Raw genomic sequence first — 22985 nt, forward strand, 5'->3', positions numbered from 1 at the left:
CGGCGTCAACGCCGTTACATCATCACTACGTCGAACTGCTCCTGACTGTAGAGCGTCTCTATCTGTACTTTAACCTGTTTGCCGACAAACAGCTCGACCTCCGCCAGGGCGTGGGACTCTTCGCTCTTCAGCGCCTCGCCCACCGCCGGAGAGGCATACACCAGGAAGCGATCGCTGTCATAGGCATGGTGCACCCGCACGATCTCGCGCAGGATCTCGTAGCACACCGTCTCCACGGTTTTCACCGTGCCGCGGCCATGACAGGTTGGGCACTCGCCGCACAGCACGTGCTCGATGCTCTCACGGGTGCGCTTACGGGTCATCTCTACCAAGCCTAGCTGCGAAAAGCCATTGATGCTGGTTTTTGCCCGATCCTTGCTGAGGGCCTGCTCCAGGGAGTGCAGCACCCGACGCCGGTGATCCTCGCAGCTCATGTCGATAAAGTCGATGATGATGATGCCGCCCAGGTTACGCAGACGCAGCTGACGGGCAATGGCTTGGGTCGCCTCGACGTTGGTATTGAAGATGGTCTCATCCAGATTGCGGTGGCCGACGAAGGCGCCGGTGTTAATGTCGATGGTGGTCATCGCCTCGGTCTGATCGATGATCAGATAGCCGCCCGACTTCAGCTCCACCCGGCGCTCCAGCGCCCGCTGGATCTCATTCTCCACGTCGTACATGTCAAAGATCGGCTGCTTACCGCTGTACAGCTCCAGGCAGGGGGTCATCTCCGGCATGTATTCGCTGGTGAAGTCCTGCAGCAGATCGTAGGTCAGGCGCGAATCCACCCGGATACGATCCAGCGAGGCCCCGGCAAAGTCGCGCAGCACCCGCTGCGCCAGCGCCAGCTCACCGTACAGCATGCACTTGGTCTTATTGCGCCGCTTGCGCTCCATCACCTTGATCCACAGGCGCTTGAGAAACGCGGCGTCCTGCGCCAGCTCCTCGTCGTCGGCCCCCTCCGCCGCCGTGCGGATAATAAAGCCGCCCAGCTCGTCGCAGTGCGGGGCGACGATCGCCTTCAGGCGCTCGCGCTCCGCCTCGCTGTCGATGCGCTGCGAGACCCCGACGTGGCTGGCGCCCGGCATAAACACCAGATAGCGCGACGGCAGGGTAATATCGGTGGTCAGCCGCGCCCCCTTGGTGCCCAGCGGATCCTTCACCACCTGCACCATCAGATCCTGTCCCTGACGCACCAGCTCGGCGATATCGCGCACGTGAAAGTTCTTCTGCTCGTCACCGGCAACGCACTCGGTGTGCGGCATAATGTCGGAGGCGTGCAGAAACGCCGCCTTCTCCAGACCAATATCTACAAAGGCCGCCTGCATTCCGGGCAGAACCCGGCTCACGCGCCCTTTGTATATATTGCCGACGATGCCGCGCTTGGACTCGCGCTCAATATGGATCTCCTGCAGGATACCGCCATCGATATAGGCGACGCGCGTTTCCGATGGGGTAACGTTAACCAACAGTTCAGTTGTCATGCTCTCTCCTCACATCCCTTAACGCCATAAAGCGTGCCAGCAGCTCGCGGGTCTCCACCAGCGGCAGTCCCATCACCGCATGGTAGCTGCCGTTGATCGCGCGGACGAAACAGCCCCCTTTGCCCTGAATGCCGTAGGCGCCGGCCTTGTCCAGCGGCTCGCCGCTGGCCACATAGTCGGCGATCTGCGCCTCGCTCAGGGTACAGAAGGTCACCTCGGTCGCCACGTGGCAGCTGAGGCAGCCTCGCCGATCGGCCAGGGTCAGCGCCGTGATCACCTGATGGCTGCGCCCGGACAGGCGCCGCAGCATCTGCGCCGCCTGCGCCGGATCCTGCGGCTTTTCCAACACCTCGCCGTCGAGCACCACGATGGTATCCGCCCCCAGCACCGGGCGATCCTGCGCCGCGGCGGCCACGCCGGCCTGCGCCTTGTCGCGCGACAGACGACAGACATACGCCAGCGGCGCCTCGTTCGGGCGACGCTGCTCCTCCACGCTCAGCGTTAAACGCTCAAAGGGAATCGCCATCAGCGTCAGCAGTTCACGCCGACGCGGGGAGCCAGAGGCCAGATAGATTTCACACATACACTTTCGATAACCCTGTATTCTGCGCCGCCGCGCGCCGTTACTGCACGGCAAACTGGCGACGCACCTTACGCATCAGCAGGAACAGCCACGGCCATAGCAGCCCGTTCACTACACTACTCCAGAATACTTCCGGGCGGAATGCGGCGCTCGTGACCACAAACTCCCCCCAGAAAATCACGATGTCCATCGCCGCCGTCAGCACCATGACCATCAGGGCCTGCTGCCACAGCGCCATATTGCGCAGCAGCTGAAACTTAAAGGCCACCAGATAGGCCAGCAGACTAAAGGCCAGCGCGCGGATCCCCAGGGTTGACCCCAGGATCAGATCCCACCCCAGCCCCAGCAGAAAACCGGTGCCGACGTTCACCCGGTGCGGCAGCGCCATGGTCCAGTAAATCAGAAACAGCGCCAGCCAGTTGGGGCGAAACATGGCGATATCATCCGGCCAGGGCATGATCTGCAGCACATAGGCCAGCAGGAAGAACAGCCAGATAATCCAGCGTCCATGGCTACGGTATCCCGACATCAGCGCACCTCCTGTTTACGGCCCTGCGGCGTCGCCGTGCCCGACGCGGTGGCCGGCTTCGCGTTTCCCGGCGCGGCGGGCGGCGTCGGCGCAGATCCGGCACCCGAGGCAGGAGGCGGCGCCGGCGGCCCCATCGCCGACGGCGGCGGTAGCACCTGCGGCATCATCTGCATCAGGCGCTCGTTGGCCACCCGCTGCACCGCATCCGGCGGCAGCGGCAGAGTGCCGTCGCGATCGCCGCTCCACAGCAGCAGCAGGTAGCGCAGACGCTGCAGACCGGCGGTCGGCCGCGCCTTGATCACCGTATAGGCTCGCTGGTTATCCACCTTCACCGACGAGACCACCGCCACCGGGTAGCCCTCTGGGAAACGGCCGCCCAGGCCGGAGGTCACCAGCACATCGCCGACGCGAATATCGGTGTTCGCCGGCAGGTGCTCCAGCTGCAGATCGTCGCTGCAGCCGTTGCCGGCGGCCAGCACGCGGATATCGTTGCGCAGCACCTGAATCGGCAGCGCGTGGGAGGCGTTGCAGATCAGCAGCACCCGGCTGGTCGCTTTACCGACCGCCACCACCTGGCCGACCACGCCTTTGTCGCTGATCACCGGCTGGCCAAAGTAAACGCCGCTGCTGCTGCCCTTATCGATCACCACCTGATCGCTGTAGGGATCGGGCAGCGTAGAGATGACCTGGGTCACCATCTTGTGTTCATCCTGACGCAGCGGCGAACCCAACAGTTCGCGCAGGCGCGCGTTTTCCTGCTTCAATTGTCCCTGTAGCAGCAGATCGCTGTTTTTTAATAAGAGTTCTTGACGAAGCGCCCGGTTTTCCAGCTCCAGCCGATCGCGGGTGGCGAAGGTGTTAGAGAGGGTATCCAGGAACTGACGGGGACCGTTGGACAGATAATAGAACGGACTCACGGAGGTATCGAGGTAGGTGCGGATCTGCTGAAACATGCCCAAACGGCTGTCAGCCACCACCAGTCCTACCGCCGCCACCACCGCCAAAAAAAGTCGCAGTTGCAGGGAGGGGCCCCTGCTGAATATCGGCTTCATAAAATTGCGTTATCCTCGACGTCGGCGCTGCGCCGCGCGCAGCCCCGTGCATGTAGCGATCGCGCGATACACGAACACCGGACAGGGAGATCTCCCCGCCCGGTGTCCGGCATTCGTATCATCCCCGGCGGACGCCCGCGCCCGCCGCAGAGGGATTACTCTTCGCTGAACAGATCACCGCCATGCATGTCGATCATTTCCAACGCCTTGCCGCCGCCGCGCGCCACGCAGGTCAGCGGATCTTCGGCCACCACGACCGGGATCCCGGTCTCTTCCATCAGCAGACGGTCCAGGTTACGCAGCAGCGCGCCGCCGCCGGTCAGCACCATGCCGCGCTCGGAGATATCGGACGCCAGCTCCGGCGGGCACTGCTCCAGCGCCACCATCACCGCGCTAACGATGCCGGTCAGCGGCTCCTGCAGCGCCTCCAGGATCTCATTGGAGTTGAGAGTAAAGCCGCGCGGAACCCCTTCAGCCAGGTTACGGCCGCGCACCTCGATCTCACGCACCTCATCGCCCGGATAGGCTGAGCCGATCTCATGCTTGATGCGCTCCGCGGTCGCCTCACCGATCAGAGAGCCGTAGTTACGGCGCACATAATTAATGATCGCTTCGTCAAAGCGGTCGCCGCCGATACGAACGGAGGAGGAGTACACCACGCCGTTGAGGGAGATCACCGCCACTTCCGTAGTACCGCCGCCGATATCTACCACCATGGAGCCCGTCGCTTCGGAAACCGGCAGGCCGGCGCCGATCGCGGCCGCCATCGGCTCTTCGATCAGGAATACCTCGCGGGCGCCGGCGCCCTGAGCAGATTCACGAATGGCGCGGCGCTCAACCTGCGTGGCACCGACCGGCACGCACACCAGCACGCGCGGGCTCGGGCGCATGAAGCTATTGCTGTGCACCTGCTTGATGAAGTACTGCAGCATCTTCTCGGTGACAAAGAAGTCGGCAATAACGCCGTCTTTCATCGGGCGGATAGCGGCGATATTGCCCGGCGTACGGCCGAGCATCTGCTTCGCTTCATGCCCCACGGCGGCAACGCTTTTCGGAGAACCGGCGCGGTCCTGGCGAATAGCGACCACGGAAGGCTCATTCAAAACAATGCCTTGTCCTTTAACATAAATCAGGGTATTGGCAGTACCCAGGTCGATGGACAAGTCATTGGAAAACATGCCACGAAATTTTTTAAACATAACTGAAGGATAATCCTGAAAGCTGGAGGCGAAAAATAAAATCCGCTTACTTTACCAACCACGCGGAACAGCGACAAGGCGCAAAAACGTCCTGCTCCGGTGAAAAATTACACCGCGTTTACCATTCAACAGATTAGGGTGGTATTTATCATGACACCACGCTGGAACGCCGACGCAAACGGGGAAACGCTGCCCCGATGACGATAGCACGCCCCACATCGCCACGTTACCGCACCACGCATCCGTTACCGGCCGCAACACAGCGCATCAATAATTCAGATAACTCATATTTCAACGGCACAGCGTGCGGGAAACCTGCGCCGTTTTCCCGCGCTTCGGGAGGACTCCGACGACACGCGCCGGGCGGCGCGTAAGCGCCCACCAACCGTATAAGCGCAGATTACACGCTATTCTACGTGAATTTTCCCTGACAAAAAGCGCAATTCATTATCCGTCACAATATTTTTTCCGACTAGAGAACCGGTCGTGATTTTGCAAAAAAATCCCCCTGCCCGCCGGCGATCCCTTTTTCTTTGAGAACTCGCCACTCCTCTTTGCTGCGCACCCCGGTGGCGAAGACCTGCGCGACGGTGCCCTCGCAGGCGCCGGTGATACTCTGCACAAACAGCTGGTTTTCGATACGCCGGTCAATATTGCGCACCAGCGCCGGATGCAGCTTCACCAGCGCCACCTGCAGCTGCTTGATATAGGTGGTGCTGACGATACGCAGCCCGGCCTGAGAGACCACCACCTGACACTCCAGCCCGCGCAGCAGGCGCAGGATCGGGCCCAGCCGCGCCTGGTGGGCGCAGACGTCCGCCTCGCTCAGCTCGATCAGGATGCGTCGGCGCAGCGGGCGCTCACTCTGCAGCAGGGTGTCGCGCAGCCAGCGCTGAAAGCTACGCTGTAATAATGAGTCAACCGTCAGCGGAAAGGCCAGCCTTTGTCCCGGCAGGCGACGCAACAACGGAATAATCTGACTGACCATCTGACGATCGAAGCGCTCCGCCAGCCCCAGCTGCTGCACCAGCGGCATAAATTCGGCGCTGGGGATCGGCTGATTGCCGTCATAGATGTACGGCAGGATGTAATGGTGATGCACCCGCCCGTCCACCGTCACCGCGGGCTTGTGGAACAGCCGCGCCCCGCCGCGCGCCAGGGTCTGCTCCAGCAGGGTACGCCAGCGCACGCTGCCGCGCACCATCTCCGGCTGCGGAATCGGATCGACAAACCATCCGTTGCCGCCCTGCAGGGTCGCGCTGCGTGCCGCCTGCTCGGCGCGATCCATCACCGACTCCACCTGCTCGCCGGCGCGGTACAGGGTGATCCCGATATGCAGCACCTCATCGGCGATCACCCCCGGCGCCGAGGGGATGGCCGCCAGCGAGGCCAGCAGCTGGGCGGCGAAGCCCTCCGCCTCTTTCAGCGAGCGATGCGGCAGCAGCACGGCAAAGTTATTCTGAAAATAGTGGGCCAGCAGGCCAGAGGGGTAGCGCATGACATAGGTCGACAGCATATTGGTCAGCGCATAGCGAAACTCTTCGCGCTGGCGCCGCCCCGGCTGGCTGGCCAGCGCCTCCAGATCCGGCAGGCGCAGGATCATCACCACGCCGTGGGCCCCCTCATCCTCCAGCAGGGTGGTCAGCTGATTATCGAAAAACAGGCGGTTGTTTAACCCGGTGCGCGAGTCCTGCGCGGCAAAAGCGCGGATCAGCGAGTCTATCCGGCTGCGCTCTTCGCGCGCATCGGACAGCTCGGCGAGCAGGCAGTCGAGCGCGCTGCTGGCGCTGGCGGGAAACTCGCCGATGCCCCCCGCGCGCAGATCGCGATCGCCGGACAGAATGCGGCGCGCCCGGCGCTCCAGCCGCTCGATCCCCTGGGTCTGTCCACGCAGCCAGCGGTAGGCGAAAAACAGCATGATCACCATAACGCCAATGGAGAGCGAGAGCGGGAACATGCGCTCCAGCGAGTGGCTGTAGCTGGCCGTCGGCTCAATGTAGACCATCTTCAGACGATAGCCCGGGTGCTGCAGCAGCGGCGACTCGAAGCTGCGCAGGTTATCGTTGGTACGCCACGGGTTATACAGCGCGGGCAGGTGGTGGTAATAGACCTGGCGATCGTCGTGATACACCGACAGCTCAACGGCGCCGGCCGATCGCATCATCACCGGAAGCCAGCGCTTTACGCTGTCGCGGGACTCGGTCAACAGCTGCTGGTCGATCATCGCCGTCAGGATATTAAGCTGGGTCTCCGCGCGCTGATGGGTCTGGCTGTAAAAGCTATAGGTGCTGCCCAGCAGCATCAGAAACATCCCTAACGCAACCAGTAAGGTAATGAAGGCAAAGAATTTGGTTGTAATACGCATCCCTGACCCTGCCCATTCCGTTAAGCGTCATCGCCGTGAAAATAAAGGCGCCCTCTACGCGCGCCGCCGCCCGGAGAGAGCGTCTGCCTCAATAGTAAACAATTCCGACGCCGACCATATCATCATTTATATAAATTATTTTTTCAGATCGAATTTTCCCCATTAATACAAACGACCCCAGAGGACGCGCAAAGTGTCGGATACGCCACAGTTTTGACATTTATCCGCCGGGCCCATCGCCACCGCGCTTTACAGCGCCGGAGAGATTCACCAAAAATCCAGTTGAAATACAATGCGTTACATATAAACACAATGATTAACTGACAGGGATATATTATGAAAAAATTATCTTTCGCCGGCAGCCTGCTGCTGTGCGCCGCGGCCCCAGCGCTGGCGCACACCGGCGCCGGAGCGACCCACGGCTTCTGGGCGGGCATCTACCACCCGCTGTCCGGTCTCGATCACCTGCTGGCGATGCTGACGGTGGGGCTATGGGCCGCCCAGCGCGGCGGTAAGGCGCGCTGGCGGGTGCCCGCCGCCTTCGTTCTCACCATGATCGCCGGCGGTGCCCTGGCCCTGGTGACCGATCGGGTGCCCGGGCAGACCGTCGAATTCGGCATCACCGCCTCGGTGCTGGTGATGGGGCTGCTGGTCGCCGCCCGGGTACGCCTGCCCCTGCTGCCCAGTTGTCTGCTGGTCGGGCTGTTCGCCCTGTTCCACGGCTACGCCCACGGCATGGAGATGCCGGCGGACGCCGGCGGGCTGAGCTACAGCCTGGGGTTTGCCCTGGTGACCGCCCTGCTGCACGGGGCCGGGCTGACGCTGGGGCTGCTGTTCGGGCGCATAGAGCGGCGCGGGGTACATTATCTGACGCCGCTCACCGGTGGGATGGTTGCCGTAGCGGGCGGAGCCCTATTCCTGTTATAGAATAGGCATCGCCGCCGCAGAAAGCAGAAACGCGTCGGCATTCAGCCACTCAATCAACAGGATCCCATCATGAAAGCGCTGCTACTCGACAACCGTGACGGTCAGACCCATGCCCACATTCAACAGCTGAACAGCGACGACCTGCCCGCCGGGGAGGTTCTGGTCGACGTCCACTGGTCCGGTCTTAACTATAAGGATGCGCTGGCCATCACCGGCAAGGGCAAGATCGTGCGCCAGTTTCCCATGGTGCCGGGTATCGATTTTGCCGGGGTCGTGAACCAGAGCACCGATGCGCGCTTTGTCCCCGGCCAAGCGGTATTGCTGACCGGCTGGGGCGTTGGGGAGCAGCACTGGGGCGGGCTGGCGCAGCAGGCGCGGGTCGCCGCCGACTGGCTGCTGCCGATGCCGCAGGGGCTGGACGGCCGCCGGGCGATGATTATCGGCACCGCCGGCCTGACCGCCATGCTGTGCGTGATGGCGCTGGAGGAGGGAGGCGTGACCCCTGAACAGGGCGACGTGCTGGTCACCGGCGCCAGCGGCGGCGTCGGCAGCACCGCCGTCGCGCTGCTCAGCCGCCTGGGCTACCGGGTGACGGCCGTCAGCGGGCGGGAGGAGAACCACGACTATCTGCTGGCGCTCGGCGCGCAGCAGGTGCTGCCGCGGGCCGATTTCCAGACCCCGGCCCGTCCGCTGGAAAAACAGCGCTGGACCGGCGCCGTTGACACCGTCGGCGGCGAGGTGCTGGCCAAGACGCTGGCGCAGATGGACAGCAACGGCACGGTCGCCGCCTGCGGACTGGCGGGCGGCTTTACCCTGCCGACCACCGTCATGCCGTTCATTCTGCGCAACGTGCGGCTGCAGGGGGTGGACTCGGTCATGGCCTCCCCGGCCCGGCGCTCTCTGGCCTGGCAGCGCCTGGCCGAGCTGCTGCCGGCCGACTTCTACCGTCGCTGCGCCAACGAGATCACCCTGGAGCAGGCGATCCCGGCCGCGGCCGATCTGATGGCGAACCGCATCACCGGCCGCACGCTGGTGCGCCTGCGCTAGCCCCACCGCGCGGCGGGGTGCACCCGCCGCCAAGTATAACAATTTTGTGATACTCGCCACCGCCGCGCCCTTTCCTGCCATGATGAATATAAGACCCATTATCAAGGAGTGCGACCATGGCCCGATACCCGACACTGCGCGAAGCCGATGTCACCCCGGAGGATCTGTTCTACCAGCGGCGCCGCGTACTCAAAGCGCTCGGCATCAGCGCCGCGGCGCTGGCCATCACCCCGTCGGCCCACGCCGATCTGCTCAGCTGGTTTAAAGGACACGATCGTCCGCCGGCCCCGCCGGGCAAGCCGCTGGAGTTCACCCGTCCCGCCGCCTGGCAGGCCGATCTGCCGCTGACCCCGGAAGATAAGGTCAGCGGCTACAATAACTTCTACGAATTTGGCCTGGACAAGGCCGATCCGGCCGCCAACGCCGGCACCCTGCGCACCGACGGCTGGAAAATCACCCTCGACGGTGAGGTGGCCAAACCGATGACCCTGGATATGGACGATATCCTGCGCCGCTTCCCGCTGGAGGAGCGCATCTACCGCATGCGCTGCGTAGAAGCCTGGTCTATGGTGATCCCCTGGGTCGGCTTCGAGCTGGGACAGCTGCTGCGCCAGGCCGAGCCCACCAGCCGGGCGCGCTATGTCGCCTTTACCACCCTGTACGATCCCGAGCAAATGCCGGGTCAAAAGGATCGCTTTATCGGCGGCGGCCTGAAGTACCCCTACGTCGAAGGGCTGCGGATCGACGAGGCCATGCACCCGCTGACCCTGCTCAGCGTTGGGGTCTACGGCAAGGGGCTGCCGCCGCAGAACGGGGCGCCGATCCGCCTGACGGTGCCGTGGAAATACGGTTTTAAGGGCATCAAGTCGATCGTGCATATCCGCCTGGTGGAAAATGCGCCCCCCACCACCTGGAATCTGCTCGCCCCCAAAGAGTACGGCTTTTATGCCAACGTCAATCCGCAGGTTGACCACCCGCGCTGGTCCCAGGCCAGCGAGCGGCTGATCGGCAGCGGCGGGATTCTGGACGTCAAGCGACAGCCGACGCTGCCGTTTAACGGCTATGCCGATCAGGTTGCCTCGCTGTATCAGGGGATGGATCTGAGGAAATACTACTGATGAAACGCCTGAGCCCTGCCCAGATTACCGCGCTGAAGTGGTTGATTTGGCTGGCGGCGGGTCTGCCGCTGCTGTGGCTGCCGCTGGCGGCAAGCCAGGGATGGCTCAGCGCCGATCCGGCCAAGGACATTCAGCACATAACCGGACTGATGGCGCTCAAGCTGCTGCTGGCGACCCTGCTGGTATCGCCGCTGGCGCGGCTGACCCGTCAAAGCCTGCTGATGCGAACCCGCCGCCTGCTGGGGATATGGTGCTTTGTCTGGGCCTCGCTGCACCTGCTGAGCTACCTGCTGCTGGAGCTGGGCGGCAACGTCGCGCTGCTGGGCAGCGAACTGCTGCGCCGTCCCTACCTCACGCTGGGGCTGGCGGCCTGGCTGATCCTGCTGGCCCTGACCCTGACCTCGACCCGGCGCGCCATGTCCGCCCTGGGACCCCGCTGGCAAAAGCTGCATAACCTGGTCTACCTGGCGGCGATTATCGCTCCGCTGCACTACCTGTGGTCAGTCAAGACACTCTCTCCGCTGCCGTTTTTTTACGCACTCGGCGCCCTCATCTTGTTAGCATTGCGTTATCAAAAAATCCGCCAATGGTGGCGATAACCAGTGGAACTTGCAGCCATTTTTAGAATCTAACCTTTAACGTGCCGTCGCGATCGTCGCGGCGGCGGGTTGCATATCTTCGCTGATTCGACCAGTATTCAGCTGCGAATTGATCCGAAATCATTATAATGCCCGACTTTATACGCCGATCGATGCCACAAATTGGTAGAGAAAGAGTGACAACGCGGCGACATCGGGTTATTTTGGCAAAATTCGTCTGATTGCCGGAGATAGCAGCACAATGGCAGATAAGTTCAACATTTTGCTTCTTAACGGTCCCAATCTGAATATGCTGGGCGTCCGCGAGCCGGAAAAATACGGCACCCTGACGCTGGCGCAGATTGTCGCGCGCCTGGATCGGCGCGCGCAGACGCTCGGCGTTTCGCTGCGCCATATTCAGTCCAATGCAGAGCATGAGCTGATCGCCCAGATCCATGCCGCGTTTGGCAATACCGATTTTATTCTGATTAACCCGGCAGCGTTTACCCATACCAGCGTAGCGCTGCGCGATGCCCTGTTGGCGGTGCAGATCCCGTTTATCGAGATCCATCTGTCCAACGTGCACGCCCGAGAGCCGTTCCGCCACCACTCCTATCTGTCCGATATCGCTGTGGGGGTCATTTGCGGTCTGGGCGCCGAGGGGTATGACTATGCCCTGCAGGCGGCGGTTAATCGCCTGAACGTATCATGATAAACCGGGACGTACGCCCGTCCGCCGCTGTGCGCGGCGCGCGTCCACAATCTTCGTAACAACAACGAGTACGGAATCACACATGGATATTCGTAAAATCAAGAAACTGATCGAACTGGTTGAAGAATCCGGCATCGCCGAGCTGGAAATCTCTGAAGGTGAAGAATCAGTACGCATCAGTCGTGCCCCGGCCGCCATGCCGGCCATGCAACCGTTCTACGCCGCAGCCCCGGCTCCGGTTGCTGCCCCGGTCGCCGCCGCACCCGCCGCGGCAGCCCCGGCCGCCGCCGACAACGGCAGCGCGGCCCTGAGCGGCCATGTCGTCCGTTCTCCGATGGTCGGTACTTTCTACCGCACCCCGAGCCCGGAGGCCAAAGCGTTCGTCGAAGTGGGCCAGAAGGTCAACGCCGGCGATCCGCTGTGCATCGTTGAAGCGATGAAAATGATGAACCAGATCGAAGCCGATAAGTCCGGCGTCGTTAAGGCGATCCTGGTAGAAAACGGTCAACCGGTTGAGTTTGACGAGCCGTTGGTGGTCATCGAATAACGGGGCGAACATGCTAGATAAAATTGTTATCGCTAACCGTGGTGAAATCGCCCTGCGGATCCTGCGCGCCTGTAAGGAGCTGGGGATCAAAACCGTAGCGGTGCACTCCACGGCGGATCGCGATCTAAAACACGTACTGCTGGCGGACGAAACCATCTGTATCGGCCCGGCGCAGTCCGTTAAAAGTTACCTCAATATCCCGGCCATCATCTCTGCGGCGGAAATCACCGGCGCGGTGGCGATCCATCCGGGATACGGGTTCCTGTCTGAAAACGCCGACTTCGCCGAACAGGTGGAGCGTTCCGGTTTTATCTTCATCGGCCCCAAAGCGGAGACCATCCGTCTGATGGGGGACAAAGTCTCTGCCATCAGCGCAATGAAGAAAGCCGGCGTGCCGTGCGTTCCCGGCTCCGATGGCCCGCTGGACGACGACATGGATAAAAACCGTGCCTTCGCCAAGCGCATCGGCTATCCGGTGATCATCAAGGCCTCCGGCGGCGGCGGCGGTCGCGGCATGCGCGTCGTACGCAGCGATAAGGATCTGGCCCAGTCGATCCTGATGACCAAGGCGGAAGCCAAAGCGGCGTTCAACAACGACATGGTCTACATGGAGAAGTACCTGGAGAATCCGCGCCACATCGAGATCCAGGTACTGGCCGACGGCCAGGGCAACGCCATCTATCTGGCCGAGCGCGACTGCTCCATGCAGCGCCGCCACCAGAAAGTGGTGGAAGAGGCGCCGGCACCGGGCATTACGCCGGAGCTGCGTCGCTACATCGGCGAACGCTGCGCCAAGGCCTGCGTCGATATCGGCTACCGCGGCGCGGGTACCTTTGAATTCCTGTTTGAGAACGGCGAGTTCTATTTCATTGAAATGAACACCCGTATCCAGGTTGAGCATCCGGTGACCGAGATGATCACCGGGGTGGATCTGATCAAAGAGCAGCTGCGTATCGCCGCCGGTCAGCCGCTGTCCATCAAACAGCACGAGGTGCAGGTGCGCGGTCACGCGATCGAATGCCGCATCAACGCCGAAGATCCGAAGAGCTTCCTGCCCAGCCCGGGTAAGATCACCCGCTTCCATGCGCCGGGCGGCTTCGGCGTTCGCTGGGAGTCCCATATCTACGCCGGTTATACCGTACCGCCGTACTATGACTCCATGATCGGCAAGCTTATCTGCTACGGTGAAAACCGTGACGTGGCCATCGCCCGCATGAAGAATGCGCTGGCGGAGCTGATCATCGACGGCATCAAGACCAACATCGAGCTGCAGCAGTCGATCATGAACGATGCCAACTTCCAGGCCGGCGGTAGCAACATTCACTACCTGGAGAAAAAGCTGGGCCTGCAGGAGAAGTAACGCTCCGTTAGGCTCCGTTCCTCAAAGGCCGGGTAACCGGCCTTTTGTCTTCCTGCGTAAACCCGACGCTGCATCTGTGTGCGCATTGCCGTACAATTCCCTGCTTTTTGCTTGTTTGCTTACCGACACTGGGAGATCCCATGGATGCACGTTTCGCGCAGGCGCACCGTGAAGCCCGCTGGGCCTTAGGGCTGACGCTGGTCTATCTGTTCGCCTGGATTGCCGCAGGCTACCTGCCCAACAGCCTGCTGGGCGTCACCGGTCTGCCGCACTGGTTCGAAATGGCCTGCCTGCTGCTGCCGCTGCTATTTATTCTGCTGTGCTGGACCATGGTCCGCCTGATATTCAAGTCCATACCGCTGGGGAGCGATGATGCAGACTGACGTAATCCTGCCGCTGGTAGGCTACCTCGCCTTGGTGTTCGGCCTGTCGATTTATGCCTATCGCCGCCGCCAGAAAGGCAACTTCCTCAACGACTATTTTCTGGGCGACCGCTCGATGGGCGGGTTTGTCCTGGCGATGACCCTAACCGCCACCTACATCAGCGCCAGCTCCTTTATAGGCGGCCCGGGGGCGGCCTATAAATATGGCCTTGGCTGGGTGCTGCTGGCGATGATCCAGCTGCCCGCCGTCTGGCTCTCGCTGGGCGTATTGGGCAAGAAGTTCGCCATTCTGGCGCGCCGTTACCAGGCGGTCACCCTCAATGACATGCTGTACGCGCGCTACGGCAGCCGTCTGCTGGTGTGGGTCGCCAGCCTCAGCCTGCTGGTCGCCTTTATCGGGGCGATGACGGTGCAGTTTATCGGCGGCGCGCGCCTGCTGGAGAGCGCCGCCGGTATTCCCTATGACGCCGGGCTGCTGATCTTTGGGGTCACCATCGCCCTGTACACTGCCTTCGGCGGCTTTCGCGCCAGCGTGCTCAACGATGCCATGCAGGGCGTGGTAATGCTACTGGGCACCCTGCTGCTGTTGATCGGTATCATCCACGCCGCCGGCGGCATGCACGCCGCCGTAGAGACCCTGCAGCGCATCGATCCCAAGCTGGTCTCTCCCCACGGGGCCGACGATATCCTGAGCCTGCCGTTTATGGCGTCGTTCTGGATCTTGGTCTGCTTTGGCGTCATCGGTCTGCCGCATACCGCCGTCCGCTGCATCTCCTACAAGGACAGCAAGGCGGTTCACCGCGCCATCATCATCGGCACCATCGTGGTGGCGCTGCTGATGCTCGGCATGCACCTGGCCGGCGCCCTTGGCCGGGCGGTGCTGCCGGATCTGACGGTGCCGGATATGGTGATCCCCACGCTGATGGTGCGGGTGCTGCCCCCCTTCGCCGCCGGGATCTTTCTGGCGGCGCCGATGGCGGCGATCATGTCGACGATCAACGCCCAACTGCTGCAATCTTCGGCGACCATCGTCAAAGATCTCTATCTGGGGCTGCGCCCTCAGGCGCTGCACAATGAGCGTCGTCTGGCTCGCCTCTCGGCCGCCTCAACCCTGATCCTCGGCGCCCTGCTGCTGCTGGCGGCCTGGCGCCCACCGGAGATGATCATTTGGCTTAACCTGCTGGCCTTCGGCGGCCTGGAGGCCGTGTTCCTGTGGCCGCTGGTGCTGGGACTATACTGGGAGCGGGCCAATGCGCACGGCGCCCTGAGCTCCATGATCGTCGGCGCCGCCAGCTACGCGCTGCTGGCCAGCCTGAAGATCCAGCTGTTCCACCTGCACCCGATCGTGCCTTCCCTGCTGCTGGGCCTGCTGGCCTTCTGGGCAGGCAACCATTTTGGCAGCCGTCCGAATACCGCGGTCGCTGCCAGCGAATCAACTGACTAGAAAGAGACATGCCATGCCTTGGATCCAAATTAAAATCAACTCAACCGGCAGCCAGGCGGAGACCCTGAGCGATGCGCTGATGGAGAGCGGCGCCGTCTCCGTCACCTTTCAGGACAGCCACGACAACCCGGTCTTTGAGCCGCTGCCGGGCGAAACCCTGCTGTGGGGCGATACCGACGTCATCGGCCTGTTCGATGCCGAAACCGAGATGTCTGCGGTGATCGCCGAGCTGGAAAACCATCCGGCGCTGGGCGCAGGCTTCCGCCACAAGATCGAGCAGATCGAGGACAAAGACTGGGAGCGCGAGTGGATGGATAACTTCCACCCGATGCAGTTTGGCCGTCGCCTGTGGATCTGCCCGAGCTGGCGCGAGATCCCCGAGCCCGACGCCGTGAACGTGATGCTGGATCCAGGGCTGGCCTTCGGTACCGGTACTCACCCGACCACCGCCCTGTGCCTGCAGTGGCTGGACGGTCTGGATCTGGCCGGGAAGACGGTGATCGACTTCGGCTGCGGCTCCGGCATTTTAGCCATCGCCGCCCTGAAGCTGGGCGCCGCGCGCGCCATCGGCATCGACATCGATCCGCAGGCGATCCAGGCCAGCCGCGACAACGCCGAACGTAACGGCGTCTCCGAGCGCCTGGAGCTCTATCTGCCCAAGGATCAGCCCGCCGACCTCAGCGCCGATGTGGTGGTCGCCAATATCCTGGCCGGCCCGCTGCGCGAGCTGGCGCCGCTGATCGGCTGCCTGCCGCGTCAGGACGGTCTGCTGGGCCTGTCCGGCATTCTGGCAAGCCAGGCCGAGAGCGTCTGCGAAGCCTACCGCGAGAAGTTCGCCCTGGACCCGGTGGCCGAACGCGAGGAGTGGTGCCGCATCACCGGCGTGCGCCGCTGATGCCACGCTGACGGCGCAGCGGCGCCGTCAGCCCGCCAATGACCCCGTCGCGGAGGCAATCCGCCCCGCCAGCGCGCGATACCGCCGCCGGCAGAGTCCGCAGGCCAACGGCGACGACGCCCGCTGGCGTGCAGAGCATCCCCCTACGCCGCCGGGCACCGACATCGACGCTACCACCGCCGTCATACGCCCTGTAGCGCGCCCTCTCAGCCTCACCGCGCCCGCCTGCGGCCATGGCCCTCCTGCGGCCGCCGGACGCACAGCGCCCCGTTGACGCCCGAGACGCCCCCGGCGATGCGCCGATACCCGCGCCAACGCCCTCCCGTCGTCCACGCCGGCTCCAACGCGGCCGCCCCCCGTAGCGATGCGCCGCCGTCCGTTAATCGCCGCGCGGTTTCGCGGCAGATTAAGCAGAAAAATGAGACTCAGCTCGCATAAAATAGCGAATAATTGCGGATAAAAGCAGCGTTTTCACTCGGACACACTGTTTTCCCTGCGTGACAGTCGCAATAACTTTGCAGAAAATACGCCGGCGCACTTTTTAACCTTTTTTATTCAACATATTGATTATAAAAGAATAATTTTAAAAAGTGCACAAGACGCACGGATTTCATTGATCTGCAACAGTCGATTGTTCAAAGTTTGGCCTTTCATATCCGTGCAAAAATGCGTAATATACGCGCCCTTGCGGACACAGTATGGTCACTCTTTGTCTATGCGCATCGGAAATATCCAACTTAAAAATCGTCTGATCGCCGCGCCCATGGCGGGCATTACCGATCGGCCCTTTCGCACCCTGTGCTATGAGATGGGCGTCGGCATGGCGGTTTCTGAGATGCTCTCTTCCAACCCGGAAGTATGGCGGACGGATAAGTCACGTCTGCGCATGGTACATATGGATGAGCCAGGTATCCGAGCCGTGCAGATCGCCGGTAACGACCCCGATGAGATGGCCGCGGCAGCCCGCATCAATGCTGATAACGGCGCGCAGATCATCGATATCAATATGGGTTGTCCGGCAAAGAAAGTGAATCGCAAGCTGGCCGGTTCTGCCCTGCTGCAGTACCCCGGTCTGGTGGAACAGATCCTGCGTGCCGTCGTGGACGCGGTGGATGTTCCGGTGACGCTCAAGATACGCACCGGCTGGGATCCTGCGCACCGTAACTGTGTCGAGATTGCCCAATTGGCTGAACGCTGTGGCATTCAGGCCCTGACCATTCATGGCCGAACTCGAGCCTGCCTGTTTAACGGCGAGGCCGAGTACGACAGCATTCGGACAGTTAAGCAGCATGTTTCCATTCCGATCATCGCGAACGGAGACATAACTGACCCGCATAAAGCCAGGGCGGTACTCGACTACACCGGAGCCGATGCTCTGATGATTGGTCGCGCCGCTCAGGGAAGACCCTGGATCTTCCGGGAAATCCAGCATTATCTGGACACAGGGGAGCTGCTGCCGCCCATGCCATTGGGTGAGATAAAGCGGCTATTGGCCGGGCATGTCAAAGAGCTGCATGATTTTTACGGCTCGGGAAAAGGACTGCGCATCGCCCGTAAACACGTGTCCTGGTATCTCCAGGCGCACGCCCCGAATGACCAGTTTCGGCGCACATTCAACGCCATTGAGGACGCCAGCGAGCAGCTGGAGGCGTTGGAGGCATACTTCGAAAAACTTAGCGTAAAAAAAGAGCTGACAGAACTATGTTCGAACAACGCGTAAATTCTGACGTACTGACCGTTTCTACCGTTAACTCTCAGGATCAGGTTACTCAAAAACCCCTGCGTGACTCGGTTAAACAGGCACTGAAGAACTATTTTGCTCAACTGAACGGTCAGGACGTCAACGACCTGTATGAGCTGGTACTGGCTGAAGTGGAACAGCCTCTGTTAGACATGGTGATGCAGTACACCCGCGGCAACCAGACCCGTGCGGCCCTGATGATGGGGATCAACCGCGGCACGCTGCGCAAGAAGCTGAAAAAATACGGCATGAACTGATTTCGGTCGGTTGATGCATTGAAAAAAGGCGCCTCTATCGCAAGATGGGGCGCCTTTTCTCTTTTCGGCACCGCGAGAGTCGCAGGCCAAATACCCGTACACCCGGCAACGCGATCCCTGGAGAGCGATAACCCGCGTGGAAAACAGCCGCCGCTCAAGGCCCGCCGGCAGCGCGCGCTGGGCGACTATCGAGGCAGCATCGAACAGGATGCGGTCATGCGCGCCCGCGCTGAAACGCCGACGCCGGTAGACTGGCGCTGAGCCGCTGCGCGGAAACGACGGTGGCGGCGGTATCGTTGACGGCGCCGCGCGCCCTAGCGGTAGCGCAGCAGCGTCCCAATCAGGACGCACAGGGCAAAGCCGGACAGCACCAGCCCCAGCGTGGCCGACAGACGCGACTGCATCACCCGCGATAGCGCCGCGGAGATCACCGCGATCAGCAGCAGGGTCACGGCGCCCGGCAGCCACGTCAGCGCCGGGAACGGCCTGGCGATCAGGAACGGCAGGCTGAAAAACAGCAGGTAGCACACCGCGGCATACAGGGTGGCCAGCAGGGTCTGGCGCAGGATCTTGCGCCCCAGGACGCCGCTGGCCAGCCGCCCGGAGACCGTCAGGTTTAGCTGGTGCTCGGCGTGCAGCAGACTGTCGCGCAGACCGGCATAGTGCGACAGCAAAAAGGCAAAGGCGCTGGAAAGGGCGCTGATGATCCCGATGGCCATCAGCGTCGGCCAGGCGGGCAACGCCCGTCCGGCGCACAGGGTACCCAGGGAGAGCAGCGCGGCCGTCAGGGTGCCGGAGACCGCGCCGCCCAGCAGGGCGACCAGGTTGTAGTTCCGATTCTCCCGCCGCAGCAGGCGCATACTCAACGCACCCGCGCGATACGCTCAACGATATCGCTGCCGCAGACGATCTGATCGACGCTGTGCACCGCGGCGCCGGTATTCTCCATCGCCTCGACCAACCGATCGTGATCGAGGTAGTTCCCGACGATGGTTATGTCCATACCAACGGTTTCGATATCGATATCGCTCACCGTAATATTAAAGGCGCTCACGCCCGGACAGCCGTGAATGGCCTGGGCTATCTCCAGGATCGTGGGCTGCGACATCGCTTTATCGACGTCGAACGTCAGGCGGCGAATATTCATGGCATCAGGCATCATATACTCCTCTGTAGCCCGACCGGCGATCGGCCTCCGCCGGCGCAATAGCGCGATCCTACGCCAACGCGCCGCCCCCAACGCCCTTTTTTGGCAAATAAATATTTCTCGCCCTGACCCTGCTTGACACTCACCGCCCGGCGCGGCGGATAGACGGAACCACCGCCGCCCGCCGTTGTCATAAATTTTTGCATTGCCCCCGTAGACGCCACGGCGCGTATTTATACACTAGGAGATGCTTTTTGCTTCGCCACGGATGACGTTGGCGGCGCTTTTCGGCTGCCATGGGGCGTCGCTGCCCCGGCTGCATTTTGACGACATGACGTCCTTTATCACATCAGGCAAACATGACGATGATGAAAAAAACTTGTATGGCTTTACTGACGGTGGCTTCCTTTTCAGGTATCGCGCAGGCGACGGAGATGATCGGCCCCTATCCGGCCGTGGGTGAAACGAACTGCGGCGGGCTGAAAGTGCTCTCTACCGCCATCAACAGCGATAACATGATGGCGCTGAAAATCACCGATCCGTCAAATAACCTGACCCAGATCTATTTGGCCAAGCGCACCGAGGATATGTCCGACAAGGTGGCCTATACCCTGTCGCGCTATGACGAGGCCAGCGGCCGCTTCACGCCGGATCCGGCGCACATTACCATCCGTTTTGGGATCAAGATGCAGACCGGCGTACCGGGCACCGATCGCTATAACATGACCATCGGCAACCAGCAGTTCGTCTGCTCACCGTTCACCATCTTCCCCTGAGCCTACGTGGGCGCGGGCGCCGCCGCGCGCCCGCATAGCCCCGCGCCCCACCCGTCACCGCTCAGCGCCCGATCGCTGGCTCAGTGCTCCGTGTCTTACCGGCGATCGCCGTGGATCGCAGGCGTTCCAGAAAAGTCCGCTTGTGACGTACGGCCTATCCGTTAAGGTCATAGGACAGCAATAAACAGGGAGAATAACGATGTATTTACGTCCCGATGAGGTCGCGCAGGTTCTGCAGCACGCCGGATTTACCCGCGATTCAGTCAGCGATCAGGCCTATGGTTTTCACAAGGGAGAGCACTATGTGTACGTCAATCGCGAGGTGCGGCTCGGGCGAACCGCGCTGCTGATCCACCCGGCGCTGGCTCAGCGCAGCCTACGCTTTGCCCAGCCCTCTGCCGCCCAGCGCAGCAGCCCGGCCTACGTCCGCTTTCCGCCCGATCCCGACGCCGCGTCACCGGCTTTTATCGGCGTTCCCCACGGCTTTACCTCGCGCGAACGTTTGAATCACTATCTGGCGCAGATGTTTCCCTGAGCGCCGCCCCGCTGACGGGGTCCGCCGCCCCTACCACAGCAGGCGGCCGATCAGCGGCGAAAGCAGTACCGTCACCACGCCGGCCAGCATCATGACCAGGCTGGAGACGACGCCTTCGGTCTGTCCCATCTCATAGGCCTTGGCCGTCCCGGCGCCGTGGGACGATGCGCCGAGTCCGGCGCCCTTGGCCATGCCGCTGCGCACGGAGAGACGCAGCAGCAGCATGTCTCCCACCGCCATACCAAATACCCCGGTCAGCACCACAAACAGCGCCACCAGATCCGGCTGTCCCCCCAGGCGCTTGGCCGCCTCAATGGCGAACGGCGTGGTAATCGAGCGCACCGCCAGACTGCGCTGAATGCTTTCTGGCAGGGTCAGCAGCCGCGCCAGCCACACCGAGCTGAGCACCGCCACCAACGTCGAGGTCAATACGCCGGCCGTCAGCGACAGCCAGTGACGGCGGATAATCGCCAGGTTCTCATACACCGGCACGGCAAAGGCGATGGTCGCCGGTCCCAGCAGCCACAGTAGCCAGTGGTTCTCTCCCATGTACTCACGGTAGGAGATATGCCCGATCAGCAGCAGCGCGACCAACAGCAGCGGCGTCAGCACCAGCGGCATCAGCCAGATACGGTGAACCCGGCGGTACAGCCGTTTATTGGCGAAGTAGAGCGCCAGCGTCACCGCCAGACACAGCATGCCGATCCACAGACCGCTCATCAGCGCACCATCCCAGCGCGACGCCGCTGTAGCCACAGCTCCAGCCGGTAGATCCTATCCACCACCAGCGCCGTCATCCCCAGCGTTAACAGGGTGCTCAGGGCGATCACCGCCACGATACGCCACCCCTCCACCATCAGCAGCGAGGCGTAGTTCACCACCGCCACCACCGCCGGGACAAAAAACAGCAGCATCTCGGCCAGCAGCCAGCGGGAACCCGCCTTCACCCACGCCAGCGGCAAAATGCGCAGCGCGATCAGCGCCAACAGCAGCAGCATACCGACGATATTGGCCGGTAGCGGCAGGGAAAAACGGCTGACCAGCCATTGGGAAAAGAGAAACAGCAGCGCATACAGCGCCACCTGCATCGGCACCCGGGCGTGGGTGCGCAGGTGCGCCATAACGGGGCGCAACGCCAGAGACATACAAACCTCAGAAGGGGATTAATGTGATAGGGAGCACAGTATAGGCAAAGAGGATCCCAGGACTAAAATGAATTAAAATTATTGCCATCATTGATAAATGGCATACCTACCCTGTAAAGCGGAGTCCTGCATGGACGTGAGAACGTTACGTTACTTTGTTGAGGTGGTGCGCCAACAGAGCTTCACCCGCGCGGCGGAGAAGCTGTTTGTCACCCAGCCGACCATCAGCAAAATGCTGCGTAATCTGGAGGAGGAGCTGGGGTGCACCCTGCTGATCCGCGAGGGGCGCGGCCTGCGCTTGACCGACAGCGGCGGCGTGGTCTATCAGCGAGCGCAAACGATCCTCGATCAGTTTGGCCAGCTGAGAACCGAGCTGGATGACCTGGGCACCCTGAAAAAGGGGAGCCTAAAGCTGGGCATTCCGCCGATGGTCGGTACTCAAATGGCCGGCCTGATCGGCGAATTTCGCCAGCGCTACCCGGGGATTGAGCTGCACATCGCCGAGTTCGGCGGGCTGACCGTCGAGCAGGCGGTGCTCTCCGGCGAGCTGGATCTGGCGCTCACCGCCCTCTCTGCCCAGCCCGATCCGGCCATCGCCTCGCTGCCGCTGTTCAGCCACCCGCTGTATGTGCTGCTGCCGCGCCAGGCGCCCTGGCTGACCCGCTCTACCCTAAGCATGGCCGATCTGGCCCAGCAAAACATCCTGCTGTACAACGAGGACTTTGCCCTCTATCAGCAGCTAATGCAGGCCTTTTCTGCCGCCGGCGTGAAGCCGCAAATCGCGGTGCGCAGCGGCCAGTGGGACTTTCTGGCCGCCATGGTACAGGCCGGGGTGGGTATCGCCATCCTGCCGCAGCCGATCTGTCAGCGACTGGATCCACACAGCCTGCTGTGGCTGCCGCTCGCGCCGGCGCTCATGTGGCGGCTGGGGCTTATCTGGTGCCATGGCCGCTATCTGTCGCACAGCGCTCAGGCGTGGATCGCCCGCTGCCGCGCGTTCTGGCCAGAGGGAGAAATGCACCCCGAACGTCTGACCCTGCGCGACAAAGAGCCGCCGGCGACGTCATAGCATCAAGGCCCCCCGCGCTCACCGGGGACGAGAGACAAAAAACACCCTGTCAGCGTACCGCTCACAGGGTGGGGGTGACCATCTCATTAGCC

Annotated in this window: 25 protein-coding genes; 15 read left to right on the forward strand and 10 right to left on the reverse strand. The window is 62.1% G+C overall.

Annotated elements, in window-relative coordinates:
* Positions 1 to 14: 14 nt before the first annotated feature.
* The 6 genes from rng to csrD form a co-directional block, all read right to left on the reverse strand.
* Positions 15 to 1484 carry a ribonuclease G gene (rng, locus tag BRD58_RS16170; RefSeq protein ID WP_012849945.1) on the reverse strand — a complete coding sequence of 490 codons (1470 nt, stop codon included), beginning with the start codon at positions 1482 to 1484 and terminating at the stop codon, positions 15 to 17.
* Positions 1474 to 2067, reverse strand: coding sequence for a Maf family protein (locus tag BRD58_RS16175; RefSeq protein ID WP_012849946.1), 594 nt, complete (start codon positions 2065 to 2067; stop codon positions 1474 to 1476). Before BRD58_RS16175 ends, rng begins: the two co-directional genes overlap by 11 nt.
* A 40-nt stretch (positions 2068 to 2107) precedes the next feature.
* The gene (mreD, locus tag BRD58_RS16180; protein WP_012849947.1) at positions 2108 to 2596 is read right to left on the reverse strand and encodes a rod shape-determining protein MreD; all 489 of its coding nucleotides are present in this window, start codon (positions 2594 to 2596) and stop codon (positions 2108 to 2110) included.
* Complete coding sequence (gene mreC, locus BRD58_RS16185) at positions 2596 to 3648, reverse strand: rod shape-determining protein MreC (protein WP_015462379.1); 1053 nt, start codon at positions 3646 to 3648, stop codon at positions 2596 to 2598. The genes mreD and mreC overlap by 1 nt, the downstream gene beginning before the upstream one ends.
* 155 nt (positions 3649 to 3803) lie before the next feature.
* Positions 3804 to 4847 carry a rod shape-determining protein MreB gene (mreB, locus tag BRD58_RS16190; protein WP_005289819.1) on the reverse strand — a complete coding sequence of 348 codons (1044 nt, stop codon included), beginning with the start codon at positions 4845 to 4847 and terminating at the stop codon, positions 3804 to 3806.
* Positions 4848 to 5319: 472 nt separating this feature from the next.
* On the reverse strand, positions 5320 to 7212 hold the full coding sequence (gene csrD / locus BRD58_RS16195) for an RNase E specificity factor CsrD (RefSeq protein ID WP_015462380.1): 1893 nt from the start codon (positions 7210 to 7212) through the stop codon (positions 5320 to 5322).
* A 336-nt stretch (positions 7213 to 7548) separates the two neighbouring features.
* Between csrD and BRD58_RS16200 the strand changes: the two genes are divergently transcribed.
* The 12 genes from BRD58_RS16200 (at position 7549) to fis (ending at position 18221) form a co-directional block, all read left to right on the forward strand.
* Positions 7549 to 8139: a HupE/UreJ family protein gene (locus BRD58_RS16200; protein ID WP_069579423.1), complete on the forward strand. Its 591-nt coding sequence runs from the start codon at positions 7549 to 7551 to the stop codon at positions 8137 to 8139.
* A gap of 69 nt (positions 8140 to 8208) precedes the next feature.
* Positions 8209 to 9186 (forward strand): acrylyl-CoA reductase (NADPH), encoded by a 978-nt coding sequence (gene acuI, locus BRD58_RS16205; RefSeq protein WP_015462382.1) that lies wholly within the window; start codon positions 8209 to 8211, stop codon positions 9184 to 9186.
* A gap of 116 nt (positions 9187 to 9302) precedes the next feature.
* On the forward strand, positions 9303 to 10304 hold the full coding sequence (msrP, locus tag BRD58_RS16210; RefSeq protein WP_012849953.1) for a protein-methionine-sulfoxide reductase catalytic subunit MsrP: 1002 nt from the start codon (positions 9303 to 9305) through the stop codon (positions 10302 to 10304).
* On the forward strand, positions 10304 to 10903 hold the full coding sequence (msrQ, locus tag BRD58_RS16215) for a protein-methionine-sulfoxide reductase heme-binding subunit MsrQ (RefSeq protein ID WP_069579425.1): 600 nt from the start codon (positions 10304 to 10306) through the stop codon (positions 10901 to 10903). Before msrP ends, msrQ begins: the two co-directional genes overlap by 1 nt.
* 241 nt (positions 10904 to 11144) lie before the next feature.
* Positions 11145 to 11594: a type II 3-dehydroquinate dehydratase gene (aroQ, locus tag BRD58_RS16220; RefSeq protein ID WP_015462383.1), complete on the forward strand. Its 450-nt coding sequence runs from the start codon at positions 11145 to 11147 to the stop codon at positions 11592 to 11594.
* 82 nt (positions 11595 to 11676) lie between these two features.
* A complete protein-coding gene (accB, locus tag BRD58_RS16225) occupies positions 11677 to 12141 on the forward strand; it encodes an acetyl-CoA carboxylase biotin carboxyl carrier protein (protein WP_012849956.1) in 465 nt (154 codons plus the stop codon).
* A gap of 10 nt (positions 12142 to 12151) precedes the next feature.
* Positions 12152 to 13501, forward strand: a complete 1350-nt coding sequence (gene accC / locus BRD58_RS16230) for an acetyl-CoA carboxylase biotin carboxylase subunit (RefSeq protein ID WP_012849957.1) — start codon at positions 12152 to 12154, stop codon at positions 13499 to 13501.
* Between the two features lie 140 nt (positions 13502 to 13641).
* Positions 13642 to 13884 (forward strand): YhdT family protein, encoded by a 243-nt coding sequence (locus BRD58_RS16235; RefSeq protein ID WP_012849958.1) that lies wholly within the window; start codon positions 13642 to 13644, stop codon positions 13882 to 13884.
* A complete protein-coding gene (panF, locus tag BRD58_RS16240; RefSeq protein WP_012849959.1) occupies positions 13874 to 15328 on the forward strand; it encodes a sodium/pantothenate symporter in 1455 nt (484 codons plus the stop codon). Before BRD58_RS16235 ends, panF begins: the two co-directional genes overlap by 11 nt.
* Before the next feature lie 13 nt (positions 15329 to 15341).
* Positions 15342 to 16223, forward strand: a complete 882-nt coding sequence (gene prmA, locus BRD58_RS16245) for a 50S ribosomal protein L11 methyltransferase (RefSeq protein ID WP_015462384.1) — start codon at positions 15342 to 15344, stop codon at positions 16221 to 16223.
* 715 nt (positions 16224 to 16938) lie between these two features.
* A complete protein-coding gene (gene dusB, locus BRD58_RS16255; RefSeq protein WP_012849962.1) occupies positions 16939 to 17943 on the forward strand; it encodes a tRNA dihydrouridine synthase DusB in 1005 nt (334 codons plus the stop codon).
* Entirely contained in the window at positions 17925 to 18221 is a 297-nt protein-coding gene (gene fis, locus BRD58_RS16260) for a DNA-binding transcriptional regulator Fis (protein ID WP_000462905.1), read from the forward strand. Before dusB ends, fis begins: the two co-directional genes overlap by 19 nt.
* 314 nt (positions 18222 to 18535) lie before the next feature.
* Here fis and BRD58_RS16265 read toward each other — a convergent pair whose 3' ends face one another.
* Both BRD58_RS16265 and BRD58_RS16270 read right to left on the reverse strand, forming a co-directional pair.
* Positions 18536 to 19081 carry a hypothetical protein gene (locus BRD58_RS16265; protein WP_015462385.1) on the reverse strand — a complete coding sequence of 182 codons (546 nt, stop codon included), beginning with the start codon at positions 19079 to 19081 and terminating at the stop codon, positions 18536 to 18538.
* 2 nt (positions 19082 to 19083) lie between these two features.
* On the reverse strand, positions 19084 to 19380 hold the full coding sequence (locus BRD58_RS16270; protein WP_012849966.1) for a DUF211 domain-containing protein: 297 nt from the start codon (positions 19378 to 19380) through the stop codon (positions 19084 to 19086).
* Positions 19381 to 19751: 371 nt separating this feature from the next.
* Here BRD58_RS16270 and BRD58_RS16275 point away from each other — a divergent pair, with 371 nt between their 5' ends.
* Both BRD58_RS16275 and BRD58_RS16280 read left to right on the forward strand, forming a co-directional pair.
* A complete protein-coding gene (locus BRD58_RS16275; protein WP_236721610.1) occupies positions 19752 to 20144 on the forward strand; it encodes a hypothetical protein in 393 nt (130 codons plus the stop codon).
* Positions 20145 to 20343: 199 nt separating this feature from the next.
* Entirely contained in the window at positions 20344 to 20679 is a 336-nt protein-coding gene (locus BRD58_RS16280; RefSeq protein WP_012849968.1) for a DUF2002 family protein, read from the forward strand.
* Positions 20680 to 20709: 30 nt separating this feature from the next.
* Here BRD58_RS16280 and BRD58_RS16285 read toward each other — a convergent pair whose 3' ends face one another.
* Together BRD58_RS16285 and BRD58_RS16290 are read right to left on the reverse strand one after the other, a co-directional pair.
* Entirely contained in the window at positions 20710 to 21399 is a 690-nt protein-coding gene (locus BRD58_RS16285) for an LrgB family protein (RefSeq protein ID WP_073383760.1), read from the reverse strand.
* Entirely contained in the window at positions 21399 to 21824 is a 426-nt protein-coding gene (locus BRD58_RS16290; RefSeq protein WP_015462388.1) for a CidA/LrgA family protein, read from the reverse strand. Before BRD58_RS16290 ends, BRD58_RS16285 begins: the two co-directional genes overlap by 1 nt.
* 130 nt (positions 21825 to 21954) lie before the next feature.
* Between BRD58_RS16290 and BRD58_RS16295 the strand changes: the two genes are divergently transcribed.
* On the forward strand, positions 21955 to 22893 hold the full coding sequence (locus BRD58_RS16295; RefSeq protein WP_073383765.1) for a LysR family transcriptional regulator: 939 nt from the start codon (positions 21955 to 21957) through the stop codon (positions 22891 to 22893).
* Positions 22894 to 22985 lie beyond the last annotated feature (92 nt).

The sequence above is a fragment of the Edwardsiella piscicida genome, assembly GCF_001896205.1.
Classification (GTDB): domain Bacteria; phylum Pseudomonadota; class Gammaproteobacteria; order Enterobacterales; family Enterobacteriaceae; genus Edwardsiella; species Edwardsiella piscicida.

Bases quoted from the DNA above. Each gene is read 5' to 3' on its own strand.
- rng (WP_012849945.1), bottom strand. From the start codon at position 1,484: ATGACAACTGAACTGTTGGTTAACGTTACCCCATCGGAAACGCGCGTC.
- BRD58_RS16175 (WP_012849946.1), bottom strand. From the start codon at position 2,067: ATGTGTGAAATCTATCTGGCCTCTGGCTCCCCGCGTCGGCGTGAACTG.
- mreD (WP_012849947.1), bottom strand. From the start codon at position 2,596: ATGTCGGGATACCGTAGCCATGGACGCTGGATTATCTGGCTGTTCTTC.
- mreC (WP_015462379.1), bottom strand. From the start codon at position 3,648: ATGAAGCCGATATTCAGCAGGGGCCCCTCCCTGCAACTGCGACTTTTT.
- mreB (WP_005289819.1), bottom strand. From the start codon at position 4,847: ATGTTTAAAAAATTTCGTGGCATGTTTTCCAATGACTTGTCCATCGAC.
- csrD (WP_015462380.1), bottom strand. From the start codon at position 7,212: ATGCGTATTACAACCAAATTCTTTGCCTTCATTACCTTACTGGTTGCG.
- BRD58_RS16200 (WP_069579423.1), top strand. From the start codon at position 7,549: ATGAAAAAATTATCTTTCGCCGGCAGCCTGCTGCTGTGCGCCGCGGCC.
- acuI (WP_015462382.1), top strand. From the start codon at position 8,209: ATGAAAGCGCTGCTACTCGACAACCGTGACGGTCAGACCCATGCCCAC.
- msrP (WP_012849953.1), top strand. From the start codon at position 9,303: ATGGCCCGATACCCGACACTGCGCGAAGCCGATGTCACCCCGGAGGAT.
- msrQ (WP_069579425.1), top strand. From the start codon at position 10,304: ATGAAACGCCTGAGCCCTGCCCAGATTACCGCGCTGAAGTGGTTGATT.
- aroQ (WP_015462383.1), top strand. From the start codon at position 11,145: ATGGCAGATAAGTTCAACATTTTGCTTCTTAACGGTCCCAATCTGAAT.
- accB (WP_012849956.1), top strand. From the start codon at position 11,677: ATGGATATTCGTAAAATCAAGAAACTGATCGAACTGGTTGAAGAATCC.
- accC (WP_012849957.1), top strand. From the start codon at position 12,152: ATGCTAGATAAAATTGTTATCGCTAACCGTGGTGAAATCGCCCTGCGG.
- BRD58_RS16235 (WP_012849958.1), top strand. From the start codon at position 13,642: ATGGATGCACGTTTCGCGCAGGCGCACCGTGAAGCCCGCTGGGCCTTA.
- panF (WP_012849959.1), top strand. From the start codon at position 13,874: ATGCAGACTGACGTAATCCTGCCGCTGGTAGGCTACCTCGCCTTGGTG.
- prmA (WP_015462384.1), top strand. From the start codon at position 15,342: ATGCCTTGGATCCAAATTAAAATCAACTCAACCGGCAGCCAGGCGGAG.
- dusB (WP_012849962.1), top strand. From the start codon at position 16,939: ATGCGCATCGGAAATATCCAACTTAAAAATCGTCTGATCGCCGCGCCC.
- fis (WP_000462905.1), top strand. From the start codon at position 17,925: ATGTTCGAACAACGCGTAAATTCTGACGTACTGACCGTTTCTACCGTT.
- BRD58_RS16265 (WP_015462385.1), bottom strand. From the start codon at position 19,081: ATGCGCCTGCTGCGGCGGGAGAATCGGAACTACAACCTGGTCGCCCTG.
- BRD58_RS16270 (WP_012849966.1), bottom strand. From the start codon at position 19,380: ATGCCTGATGCCATGAATATTCGCCGCCTGACGTTCGACGTCGATAAA.
- BRD58_RS16275 (WP_236721610.1), top strand. From the start codon at position 19,752: ATGGCTTTACTGACGGTGGCTTCCTTTTCAGGTATCGCGCAGGCGACG.
- BRD58_RS16280 (WP_012849968.1), top strand. From the start codon at position 20,344: ATGTATTTACGTCCCGATGAGGTCGCGCAGGTTCTGCAGCACGCCGGA.
- BRD58_RS16285 (WP_073383760.1), bottom strand. From the start codon at position 21,399: ATGAGCGGTCTGTGGATCGGCATGCTGTGTCTGGCGGTGACGCTGGCG.
- BRD58_RS16290 (WP_015462388.1), bottom strand. From the start codon at position 21,824: ATGTCTCTGGCGTTGCGCCCCGTTATGGCGCACCTGCGCACCCACGCC.
- BRD58_RS16295 (WP_073383765.1), top strand. From the start codon at position 21,955: ATGGACGTGAGAACGTTACGTTACTTTGTTGAGGTGGTGCGCCAACAG.